13 protein-coding genes are annotated in these 11,299 nt (G+C 63.4%); 6 read left to right on the forward strand and 7 right to left on the reverse strand.

Annotated features, from left to right (window positions below):
• Positions 1–2 precede the first annotated feature (2 nt).
• Complete coding sequence (locus AC56LV_RS07595) at positions 3–353, reverse strand: RidA family protein (protein WP_183553092.1); 351 nt, start codon at positions 351–353, stop codon at positions 3–5.
• 41 nt (positions 354–394) lie between these two features.
• Entirely contained in the window at positions 395–1,282 is an 888-nt protein-coding gene (locus AC56LV_RS07600; RefSeq protein ID WP_499556746.1) for an alpha/beta fold hydrolase, read from the reverse strand.
• A 149-nt stretch (positions 1,283–1,431) separates the two neighbouring features.
• Between AC56LV_RS07600 and AC56LV_RS07605 the strand changes: the two genes are divergently transcribed.
• The 4 genes from AC56LV_RS07605 to AC56LV_RS07620 all read left to right on the forward strand — a co-directional run bounded on the left by AC56LV_RS07605 (position 1,432) and on the right by AC56LV_RS07620 (position 5,503).
• Entirely contained in the window at positions 1,432–2,214 is a 783-nt protein-coding gene (locus AC56LV_RS07605; RefSeq protein WP_499556747.1) for a 3-hydroxybutyrate dehydrogenase, read from the forward strand.
• A 163-nt stretch (positions 2,215–2,377) separates the two neighbouring features.
• A complete protein-coding gene (locus AC56LV_RS07610; RefSeq protein WP_499556748.1) occupies positions 2,378–3,679 on the forward strand; it encodes a dicarboxylate/amino acid:cation symporter in 1,302 nt (433 codons plus the stop codon).
• A 169-nt stretch (positions 3,680–3,848) separates the two neighbouring features.
• Positions 3,849–4,235, forward strand: a complete 387-nt coding sequence (locus tag AC56LV_RS07615; protein WP_499556749.1) for a BlaI/MecI/CopY family transcriptional regulator — start codon at positions 3,849–3,851, stop codon at positions 4,233–4,235.
• Positions 4,232–5,503, forward strand: coding sequence for a M56 family metallopeptidase (locus AC56LV_RS07620; RefSeq protein WP_499556750.1), 1,272 nt, complete (start codon positions 4,232–4,234; stop codon positions 5,501–5,503). The genes AC56LV_RS07615 and AC56LV_RS07620 overlap by 4 nt, the downstream gene beginning before the upstream one ends.
• A 233-nt stretch (positions 5,504–5,736) precedes the next feature.
• On the opposite strand, the gene AC56LV_RS07625 is transcribed toward AC56LV_RS07620, so the two are convergent.
• Positions 5,737–6,396, reverse strand: coding sequence for a 3-oxoacid CoA-transferase subunit B (locus AC56LV_RS07625; protein ID WP_499556751.1), 660 nt, complete (start codon positions 6,394–6,396; stop codon positions 5,737–5,739).
• 33 nt (positions 6,397–6,429) lie between these two features.
• A complete protein-coding gene (locus AC56LV_RS07630; protein WP_499556752.1) occupies positions 6,430–7,134 on the reverse strand; it encodes a CoA transferase subunit A in 705 nt (234 codons plus the stop codon).
• Between the two features lie 129 nt (positions 7,135–7,263).
• Here AC56LV_RS07630 and AC56LV_RS07635 point away from each other — a divergent pair, with 129 nt between their 5' ends.
• Entirely contained in the window at positions 7,264–7,821 is a 558-nt protein-coding gene (locus AC56LV_RS07635) for a LuxR C-terminal-related transcriptional regulator (RefSeq protein ID WP_499456768.1), read from the forward strand.
• A gap of 34 nt (positions 7,822–7,855) precedes the next feature.
• Here the strand turns inward: AC56LV_RS07635 and AC56LV_RS07640 are convergent, their stop codons facing one another.
• Genes AC56LV_RS07640 through AC56LV_RS07650 form a run of 3 tightly spaced genes read right to left on the reverse strand, consistent with a single transcriptional unit; the run spans position 7,856 to position 10,613 of the window.
• A complete protein-coding gene (locus AC56LV_RS07640; RefSeq protein WP_499556792.1) occupies positions 7,856–9,391 on the reverse strand; it encodes an HAL/PAL/TAL family ammonia-lyase in 1,536 nt (511 codons plus the stop codon).
• A complete protein-coding gene (locus AC56LV_RS07645; RefSeq protein ID WP_499556753.1) occupies positions 9,388–9,819 on the reverse strand; it encodes an acyl-CoA thioesterase in 432 nt (143 codons plus the stop codon). The genes AC56LV_RS07640 and AC56LV_RS07645 overlap by 4 nt, the downstream gene beginning before the upstream one ends.
• Positions 9,820–9,836: 17 nt before the next feature.
• Positions 9,837–10,613, reverse strand: a complete 777-nt coding sequence (locus AC56LV_RS07650) for an SDR family oxidoreductase (protein ID WP_183553104.1) — start codon at positions 10,611–10,613, stop codon at positions 9,837–9,839.
• A 182-nt stretch (positions 10,614–10,795) separates the two neighbouring features.
• Here AC56LV_RS07650 and AC56LV_RS07655 point away from each other — a divergent pair.
• Positions 10,796–11,299, forward strand: a 504-nt coding sequence (locus AC56LV_RS07655; protein WP_499556754.1) for an NAD(P)/FAD-dependent oxidoreductase, incomplete at its 3' end; no start/stop codon positions are given.

Here is an 11,299-nt window from a genome sequence, read left to right on the forward strand (position 1 = left end):
GCTCAGCGCAGCGCGGCGATGACGCACACCTCGACCAGGCAGGCCGGGTTGGCCAGCTTCGCTTCAACGGTGGCGCGCGGTGGCGTGTGGCCCTGGGCGACCCACTCGTCCCAGACGTCGTTCATGCCAGGGAAGTTGTCCATGTCCGAGATGAAGATATTGCAGGACAGGATGCACGATTTGTCGCTGCCGGCTTCGCCCAGCAAACGGTCGACGTGGCCCAGCACTTCGCGCATCTGGCCATCGATGCCCTGGGTGGTGTCCTCGGCGATCTGGCCGGCCAGGTACACGGTCTCGTTGTGGATCGCGACTTCGGACAGTCGTTTGCCTACGTGCAGTCGTTTGATTTCCATGATGTCTTTCTGTTCGATAAAGGTAGATTCAGGCCGGATCGTCATGATCCCGTGCCGGTTAAAAAATCGCGGGCAATGGCAATCTGGTCGGCATGCACGAACGTCGGCGCATGGCCGACGCCGGGGATTTCGACCAGGCGCGCATGCGGCCCGCGTGTCGTCATCTGCTGCGCCGTGGCGCGCGAGAGCAGATCGGACTGTTCGCCACGCACCAGCAGCGTGGGGCACGTGATGGCATCCCAGGCCGCCCACAATGCCGCTTCGTCCTCGGCTGCGCGTTCCACCGTCATGCTGCGAAACGGCTGCGCCAGGTTCAGGTCGTAGTGACGCCGCCACTGGCCGTCGGCGTCCTGGCGCAGCACATCGCTGGCCAGCTTGTGCCACTCGTCGTCGGCGTGCGGCCCGAATGTGGCCGAGACGGCCTTGATGTACTCCGCGCCCGCGGCAAAGCTCGGAAAGCGCACGTCCTGGCCGATGTACTCGCCGATGCGCTGCAGCGCTTCACCGCCCAGTGCCGGGCCGATATCGTTGATCACGAGCCGCGAGACCGGCGAGTTTTCCAGTGCCGCCAGCGTCATGCCGATCAGGCCTCCCATCGAGGTGCCGAACCAGGCGACGTCTTCATTGTCGGAACCGGCAGTCACGCGGGCAATCAGCGTGACCATGTCGGCAACGTACTGCGACACCTGGTAGCCAGCCGGATCGCGCAGCCGGTCGGACCGGCCGCGCCCGACGATATCCGGGCACACGACGCGCCAGGTGTCGCACAGCGCGCGCGCCATGTGGTCGAAATCATCCCCGACGCGGGTCACGCCGTGCACGCACACGAGCACCTTCGGATTGTCCGCCGCGCCCCATTCCTTGTAGGCGACGCGGTGCAAACCGGCAGGCGACATGCACTGGACGCTCTTGAATCTGGGCTCGGACATCGCGACTCCGGAATAAGAAAATCATGAAAGGCGCCTGGCTGCTTTCGCGCGCGGGAGGCGTTACGGTTAGAATTCTACCAATTCTGAGGGAGTTCCCCCCATACGCTCGCCAACGGGCATTTACCAATGAGGACACAATGACATCGACCATGCTAAACGGTAAAACGGCTCTCGTCACCGGATCGACCTCGGGCATCGGCCTGGGCATCGCACGCTCGCTTGCCGAACAGGGGGCCAATATCGTGTTCAACGGCTTCGGCGACGCGCAGCAAATCGAAAAACTCTACACCGATATCGGCGCCGAATTCGGTGTGCAAACGGCGTACCACAATGCCGACATGTCCAAGCCCGACGAGATCGCGGCGCTGATGCAATATGCCAGCGACAAATTCGGCGGCGTCGACATCCTGGTCAACAACGCCGGCATCCAGCACGTGGCGGCGCTCGAAGATTTTCCGGCCGAACGCTGGGACGCGATCATCGCCATCAACCTGAGCTCGGCGTTCCACACGACGCGCCTGGCACTGCCCGACATGAAGCAAAAGAACTGGGGGCGCATCATCAATCTGGCCTCGGTCCATGGCCTGGTGGGTTCGAGCCAGAAGTCGGCGTATGTCGCGGCCAAGCACGGGCTGGTCGGTCTGACCAAGGTCACCGCGCTGGAAACGGCGCAGACGGGCGTGACGTGCAATGCGATCTGCCCCGGCTTCGTGCTCACGCCGCTCGTCCAGAAGCAGGTGGATGACCGCGCCGCGCGCGAAGGACTCGACAACGACGCCGCGCGCAAGGCGCTGCTGCTCGAAAAACAGCCATCCGGCGAATTCGTTACGCCCGATGAATTGGGCGCACTGGCCGTGTTCTTCTGCAGCCCGGCGGCAAACCAGGTGCGCGGCGTGGCCTGGAATATGGACGGCGGCTGGGCTGCCCAGTAACAATTCGCCCCTCGCGGCCGGGCCTTCGGTCCGGCCGTGCACACTGCCAGTGCGAAAATTTCCACGCTGCACTGCTGCAGTGCAGCATGCGGATTTCCACAATAGCCCGCACCGCTTGAATGCTCCACCATGGCATTACTACCAACCTCGTTGAAGAGTTGCCATGAAGAAGCCGTTTTATAAAATCCTGTACGTCCAGGTATTGTTCGCCATTGTTCTTGGCGTGTTGCTGGGCGTATTTTACCCAGAGGTAGGCACCGCAATGAAGCCACTGGGAGACGGCTTCATCAAACTGATCAAGATGATCATCGCCCCCGTGATCTTCTGTACCGTCGTCGCCGGTATCGCCGGCATGCAGGACATGAAGAAGATCGGCCGCGTCGGCGGCAAGGCACTGCTGTACTTCGAGGTCGTCTCGACCTTCGCCCTGGCCATCGGCCTGATCGTGGCCAACGTCGCCAAGCCGGGCGCCGGCTTCAATGTCGATCCGGCCACGCTCGATTCAAGCTCGATTGCGCAATACACGACCAATGCGCATGCCCAGACCACGACCGAGTTCATCATGCACATCATCCCGACGACGTTCGTGGATGCGTTTGCTACGGGTAACATCCTGCAAGTGCTGCTGGTGGCAATCCTGTTCGGTTTCGCACTGTCGATGATGGGCGAGCGCGGCCGTCCGGTGACCAAGTTCATCGATGACATCTCGCACGTGATCTTTGGCATCGTCAACATCATCATGAAGGTCGCGCCACTGGGCGCATTCGGCGCGATGGCGTTCACGATCGGCAAGTACGGCATCGCGTCGCTGCTGCCGCTGGCCAAGCTGATGGGCTCGTTCTACCTGACCTGCGCCCTGTTCATCTTCATCGTGCTTGGCCTGATCGCCCGCTTCACCGGCTTTTCGATCTTCAAGTTCATCCGCTATATCAAGGAAGAATTGCTGATCGTGCTGGGCACCTCGTCGTCGGAAAGCGCGCTGCCAAGCCTGATGCGCAAGCTGGAAAGCCTGGGCTGCGCCAAGCCGGTCGTCGGCCTGGTCGTGCCAACCGGTTACTCGTTCAATCTGGACGGCACCAATATCTACATGACGATGGCAGCCCTGTTCGTGGCGCAAGCGACCAACACCGACCTGACGCTGACCCAGGAACTGACCATCCTGCTGGTGGCGATGCTGACCTCGAAAGGCGCATCGGGCATCACCGGCGCCGGCTTCATCACGCTGGCCGCAACGCTGGCCGTGGTGCCGACGATTCCGGTGGCCGGCATGGCGCTGATCCTGGGCATCGACCGCTTCATGAGCGAAGCGCGCGCGCTGACCAACTTCATCGGCAACGGTGTGGCCACGGTCGTCGTGTCGAAATGGGAAAATGAACTCGACGTCAAGCGCATGGACGATGTCCTGCATGGCCGCGTGATCGTCGAAGATCAGACCACGATGAAGGCCGTACGCGAAGCGGCGTAACAACGTCGTTGTGCCGGGACAAGAAGCCGCACCCTCCGGGGTGCGGCTTTTTTTTGGCGGTCAGCATTGACCATCAATGAAGCTGCCTGCGGTGTGACTGCGCAAATCTCCGTAGACAATCCGATCTAGACAAGATAATCTAGAGTCATCTTGCCTATCCGAGGATGTCATGCCGCACGCCCCCGACGCGCCCAAGCCCACGCCTGCCGAGCTCGACCTGCTACAAGTGCTGTGGCCGCTGGGCGCCGCCACCGCCAAGCAGGTCCATGAAGCGATGCTGCTGCAGCGGCCCGACGTGACCTACGCGACGGTGCTGCGACTGATGCAGGTCATGCACGCCAAGGGCTTGCTGGGCCGCGACGAGAGCGAACGCTCGCACGTCTACAGCCCGCTTCACGCACGCGATGCGCTGCAGGGCAATCTGCTCAATGACCTGATGCAACGGGCCTTTGCCGGCTCGGCCAAGGCGCTGGTGCTGGCGGCGCTCAAGAGCGGCATCTCGAAAAAGGAACGGGCCGAGATCGAGCAACTGCTCAAGGACGGGGACAGCCAATGACCGCCGCCCACCTGGTCGCCAGCATTGGCTGGACGCTCGTCGAATTCATCTGGCAAGGCGCCCTGATCGGCTGCGCCGTGGCGCTGGCCATGAGCCTGCTGCGCAATGCGCGCGCCGAGCACCGGTATGCGGTCGCCTGCGCCGGGCTGTTGCTGTGCCTGCTCTGGCCCGCCGCCGAACTGGCGGCGCGCCTGGCTGGCACCCAGGATCTGGCGGCCCAGCCGATGGCGACTTTCGCCAGCGGCCTGCTGGCCAGTCCGCTCGACGAGAGCTGGCGCGCCGTGTTCGAGCGCAGCCTGGGCTGGGTCGTCAGTACGTGGGGCGTCTGCGCGGTGGTGCTCGCACTGCGGATGATTGCCGGTTTGCTGTGGCTGCACCGCGCTGCGACGGTCGAGACGTGCGATCCAGTCTGGCAAGCCCGGCTCGACCGGATGGCGCAGGCCGCCGGTGTTGCGCGATTGGTGCGACTGCGCATCGTCGCGGGACTGGCCAGCCCGGTCACGTTCGGCTGGTGGCGGCCGGTGGTGCTGGTGCCAGCATCGCTCGTGTCCGGCATGCCACCCCACTTGCTCGAAGCGCTGCTGGCGCACGAACTGGCCCATATCCGGCGTCACGATTACCTCGTCAACCTGCTGCAGAACGTGGTCGAGGCACTGCTGTTTTATCACCCGGCAATCTGGTGGATCTCGGGACGCATCCGCGCCGAACGGGAACTGGTTGCCGACACCATCGCAGCAAGACAACTGGGCGAACCGCGGCGCCTGGCTCTTGCGCTATCCGAACTGGAGCGAATCCAGTTCTCAACCCAGCATCTGGCCCAGGCGGCCAATGGAGGCAATCTCATGCAACGCATCAAACAACTCGTTCGTCCCGACACGCAGGCGCTGAACTGGAAAGCCGCGCTTCCGGTGCTCGGCCTGGCTTTGGCCGCCCTGGCCGGCTGCACGAGCACGGCGCCGGTCAATCCGTTTGCCGCGATGCCCGACAACGACACGACGTCGCCAATTGCGAAATTCAATTCTTGCGCCAAGCCTGTGTATCCGGCCGATGCGCTGGCGGCCAAGGTCGAGGGCACGGTGACGCTGGGAATGCTGGTGAAGGCAGATGGCAAGGTGCGCGAAGCCGTTGTGCGCCAGACCAGCGGCAATGGGTCGCTCGACGAGGCGGCGCGCGCCGCGATTGCCAAATGCAGCTTCCAGCCGGGCACGGTGAATGGCGCACCGAAGGAACAGTGGACCGAAGTGAAGTACGTGTGGACGACGAGCTGATCGCGTTGGCAGGGATGTCAATCATGCCGGTTGGTGAGGCATTGTAGGGTGGACGGGTCTCCCGTCCACGCGTTCAACGTACGTCGCCGCGCCGCGCCGCAATGCCGCTTGAACGCGCGGGCGGCACAGCCGCCCACCCTACGTTTGGCGACGGCCTTCGCCGGAATGCCAGCATCCCGCCAGCGGTTCGGCGACGGCATTCGCCGGAATGCCAGCGTCCCCGCCAGCGACGGCTACGCGTGCTGGACGGACGATACGTCCAGTTCGCAGCCGGTCGCTGCAACAATCTCATCCACACTGACGCCCGGCGCCAGCTCGACCAGCTTCAAGCCGCTGGCCGTCACATCCATCACGCCCATGTCGGTGATGATACGGTCGACCACGCCGACTCCGGTCAACGGCAGATCGCATTTCTTTAGCAGCTTGTGGCTGGTAGAACCATCCTTGGCAGTGGCAACGTGCTCCATCACCACGACCACGCGCTTGACGCCGGCCACCAGGTCCATCGCACCGCCCATCCCCTTGACCATTTTCCCCGGAATCATCCAGTTGGCCAGGTCGCCTTCTTCCGACACCTGCATCGCGCCCAGGATCGCCAGGTTGATTTTGCCGCCGCGGATCATGCCGAACGAATCGGCCGAGCTGAAGTAGGCCGAACCCGGCAGCGCCGTCACGGTCTGCTTGCCGGCGTTGATCAGGTCGGCGTCGACCGCATCCTCCGTCGGGAACGGGCCGATGCCGAGCAGGCCGTTTTCGGACTGCAGCGACACCTCGATATCTTTCGGTACATAGTTTGCCACCAGGGTTGGCAAGCCAATGCCCAGGTTCACATAGAAGCCGTCTTGCAGCTCCAGCGCCGCACGCGCGGCCATTTCATCACGAGTCCATGCCATGTTGTTGTCTCCGTTTCTGTCGTCGGTTAAAGCTTAGTTGCTCGCGGTGCGCACGGTGCGCTGCTCGATGCGCTTCTCCGGCGACGGGTTGTGGACGATGCGGTGCACGAAGATGCCCGGGGTGTGCACGTGGTCGGGATCGATCTCGCCAACCTCGACCAGCTTTTCGACTTCGACGATGCAGATCTTGCCGGCCGTGGCCACATTGGGGTTGAAGTTGCGGGCCGTCTTGCGAAACACGAGGTTGCCCGAGCGGTCGGCCATATAGGCCTTGACCAGCGACACATCGGGGAACAGCGCATGCTCCATCACGTAATGCTCGCCGTTGAATTCGCGCGTTTCCTTGCCCTCGGCGACGATGGTGCCGTAGCCGGTCTTGGTGAAGAAGGCCGGGATGCCAGCGCCGCCAGCGCGCAGCTTCTCGGCCAGCGTGCCTTGCGGCGTGAATTCGAGTTCGAGTTCGCCGGCCAGGAACTGGCGCGCGAATTCCTTGTTTTCGCCGACGTACGACGCGATCATTTTCTTGATCTGGCGTGTCTCGAGCAACTGGCCCAGGCCGAAACCATCGACGCCGGCGTTGTTGGAGATGGCGGTGAGTTGCTTGACACCCGAGTCGCGCAATGCCGCGATCAGGGCTTCCGGAATACCGCACAGGCCAAACCCGCCCACGGCGATGGTCTGGCCGTCCTGCACGACGCCTTCAAGTGCCGAGCGCGCGTCTGGATACACTTTATTCATACCTGTCCCTTTTATAAGTTTGAGAACCCGTCTCAGCATAGAATACCGGCAGCCCGTCCACAATACCGTAGAACTACCGCCATGCCGCGCCACCTGCACGCCAACGAACAACGCCCTGACCCGCCTCACATGAACCTGCCGCACACGATTGACTACGAGATGATTTTCCAGCATGCGCCAGTGGGCATGTGCATCTCGCGCGACCGGGTGATCGAGGCCTGCAATGGCGCGCTGGCGGCGATGTTCGGCCATCCAGCCGGCCACCTGACCGGCTCGTCGTTCTCGGTGCTGTATCCGACGATGGACGAATTTTTGCGCACGGGCGACCGCATCATCCCGATCATGAACGCCAAGGGGCGCTACTCGGACGAGCGCATCATGCGCCGCGCCAATGGCGAGCTGTTCTGGTGCCATGTGACGGGCCGTGCGCTGTCCCCGCTCGAGCCCCTGGGCGCGGGCGTCTGGATCTTCGAGGATGTGAGCGAGAAGCGGCCCGTGACGGCGCAACTGACGCCGCGCGAGCGCGAAATCGCCGCGCTGCTGGTCGAGGGCAAGACCAGCAAGGTGATCGCACGCGAAACCGACCTCAGTCCGCGCACGGTCGAAATGCACCGCGCCAGCCTGATGCGCAAGTTTGCGGCATCGACGTCGGTGGAGCTGGTGCACAAGCTGGTGGGTGCGGGTTGACGCGTCACCAGCGCCCCGATGCACCTTCGCGCGATTACCGGTATAGCTGCCAGTGCTGTTCGCGCGTGCGCTCCAGCAGCAGACGCAAATCCCCATCAAGCCTCCGGTCTTCACGCACCGGCGCAATGTCCTGCCCCAACTGCGCCAGCATCTGCGCCAGCGGCGCCGGCAACGCGCGTTCCGGCTCGAGCCGGCAGCGCAGCCAGACACCCTGACGCACGGCGATCAGGAGCGCTGCGGCCACCTGCTCGGTCAGTTCCAGCACGCGCAGGCAGTCGCGCGCCGCAATCGTGCCCATGCTGACCTTGTCCTGATTGTGGCATTCGGTCGAGCGCGAAAAGACCGATGCCGGCATCGTCAGCTTGAGCGCCTCGGCGGTCCAGGCCGACACGCTGATCTGCAGTGCCTTGAGGCCGTGATTGATCGCAGCGCGCTCACCCGTCATGCCTGACAGATTGGCGGGCAGCCCGGCGTTGTAGCGTGGATCGACCAGCATCGCCATCTGCCGGTCGAGCAGGTCGGCCAGATTGGCGACGGCATTCTTCATGCTGTCCATTGCGAACGCGATATGGCCGCCGTAGAAGTGCCCGCCATGCAGCACGCGCTCGCCCTCGGCATCGATGACCGGATTATCGTTGGCGCTATTGAGTTCGTTCTCGATGGTGGTGCGAAAGAACGGCAACGCGTCGGCCAGCACGCCGATCACATGCGGTGCGCAGCGAATCGAATAGCGGTCTTGCAGGCGCTTGCCATTGCGCTCCTGCTGGCCGGTATAGGCCAGATCGGCGCGCAGCCTGGCGGCCACGTCCTGCATGCCCGCATGCGGCTTGACCGAGAACAGCGTTTCGTCGAAGTGATGGGCGTTGCCATCCAGCGCGAACGAGGCCATCGCCGTGATGCGCGTGGCAAGGCGTGTCAGGTAGTCAGCGCGGTCCCAGGCCAGGCACGCCAGGCCCGTCATGACGGCGGTGCCATTCATGATCGCCAGGCCCTCCTTCGGCCGCAGGCGCAGCGGCGCGATGCCGGCCTCGCGCAGCGCATCGGCAGCGGGCATCTGCACGCCCCCGCGCAACACTTCGCGTTCGCCGCACAGCACCGCCGCGAGATAGGACAGCGGCGTCAGATCCCCACTGGCGCCGACCGAGCCTTCGCTGGGGATCAGCGGCAGCAGGTCGGCGTCGAACAGCCGCACGATCTGCTCGAGCAGGTCGATGCTGACGCCCGAAAATCCTTTCGCCAGCGACGCCAGGCGCGCGGCCATCACGGCGCGGGTCTCGGCCGGGCTCAGAAAACTGCCCAGGCCACAGCCATGGTAGGTGTACAGGTGGTGCGGCAGTTCGGTCACGAGCGCCAGCGGTACCGGCACCGTGCACGAATCGCCGTAGCCGGTGGTCACGCCGTAGATGGCACCGTCTTCAAGCAAGAGTCGGTCGAGGAAGTCGGCGCCGCGCTGAATAAAAGCGCGAAAGGCCGGGTCGGATGAGAGGACCGGCCGCGCCGCGCCGCGCGCGATGGCGACGATGTCTTCCAGTCTCAAGCGGTTGCGGTCGAAACAGACCACGGCGGTCACGCAGCCGGGAATACGCTGCGCAGCGCAGCCGGCAACGGGGCCGACTTGCCCACCTTGAAATCGACCCACACCACCTTGGCCATCCCGTTGGCGTGCAGCTCGCCCGGTGCGCCGTTCGCGTCCAGCAAACGGATTTCGTGGGACACCTCGATGCTCGAGCGCCCCGGCGGCGCGACGAAGGTACGCACCTCGATCTCGCCCGGATAGGTCAGCTGCTTGAGGAAGTTCATCGATGCGTTGACGATGACGGGGCCTTCATCGCGCGAATCGGGCAGGCCACCGACCTGCTCGAGCCAGGCAATGCGGGCCGACTCGATGTAACGGAAGTAATTGGTATTGTTGACGTGCCCCATGGCGTCCATATCGCCCCAGCGGATCGGCATGCGCATGGTGTGCACCAGCATCGGTGCGATGTTCTCACTACTCATTCTGTGGTTCCTGGCGTTTAGTGCGCCATCATGCCGTCGTCGGCCGTGATGATGGCGCCGTTGATGAAGTGGGCTTCTTCGGCGGCCAGCAGCAGCAGCAGGCCGTCGAGGTCTTCGGGCCGGCCGGCGCGCTTGCGCGGCAACATCTCGACAAGTTTGCGGCCCTGCTCGGTCTCGAAATAATCTTCGTTCGCATCGGTGGCAATGTAGCCGGGGCAGATGGCATTGACGTTGATGCCGTACTTGCCCCACTCCACCGCCATTGCCTTGGTCATCTGCACCACGCCGGCCTTGCTCATGCAGTACACGCCGATCTGCGGCAGCACGCGCAGGCCAGCCACCGAGGCGATATTGACGATGCGATGCTGCTTGCGCGGATCGCCCTTGGCGCGCGCGATCATGCGCTTGGCGGTTTGCTGGGCCACGAAGAACGCGCCGCGCAAATTGGTGTCCATGATGTAGGTGTAGTCATCCTCGCCCACGTCGATCAGGCGCTGGGTAGATGATACGGACGAGTTGTTGATCAGGATATCGATCGGCCCGGCCTCGGTTTCGGCATGGGCAATAGCCGCCTTGATGCTCCCGAGATCGGTCACGTCGAGCCGCACCACGTGTGCGGCGCCGCCGTCGGCTTCGATCTCGGCGCGCAGCTCCTTGAGGCGCTCGACGCGGCGCGACGCCAGCACGACCTGTGCGCCGGCACCAGCCAGGGCCTTGGCGAAACGGGCGCCCAGGCCGCTCGATGCGCCGGTGACCATGGCGATCTTTCCTTCAAAATTGACTTCAATGCCCACGTCCGACTCCCCGATGTAAGTACGATCACGAGTTGCGAAAGCACCATGATCCCACAAATGTCCGGTATTCGATTGTCCCTTCTAATAATGCCTTTACAATGGCCGCGATATTGCAATGAACAGCAAAAACCCGCACACTCGTGCTATTTTCTGATGACCGTCATTCCTTTCCCAAAAAAACCATGACAGAGACAACGAACTTTCTCGAACAATACGGCCCGCGCGAAGCGATGGAATACGACGTCGTCGTGGTCGGCGGCGGCCCGGCCGGCCTGTCGGCGGCGATCCGCCTGAAACAGCTGGCGCTTGATAAAGGCCAGGAAGTCACAGTCTGCGTGCTGGAAAAAGGCGGCGAGCTGGGCGCACACATCCTGTCCGGCGCGGTAATGGATCCGCGCGCGATCAACGAACTGATCCCCGACTGGAAAGAAAAAGGCGCGCCGCTCAATACCGCCGTGACCGAAGACCGCGTCTTGTTCCTGAGCGAAACCAAGTCGTACGCCACGCCGGCGTTTGCCATCCCGCCAGCACTGGCCAATCATGGCAACTACGTGATCTCGCTGGCCAACGTGGTGCGCTGGCTGGGCCAGCAAGCCGAAGCGCTGGGCGTGGAAATCTTCCCCGGCTTCCCGGCCGCTGAGATCCTGTACAACGAAGACGGCTCGGTCAAGGGCGTCGCCACCGGC

The sequence above is a fragment of the Telluria sp. RB2R28 genome, assembly GCF_059685835.1.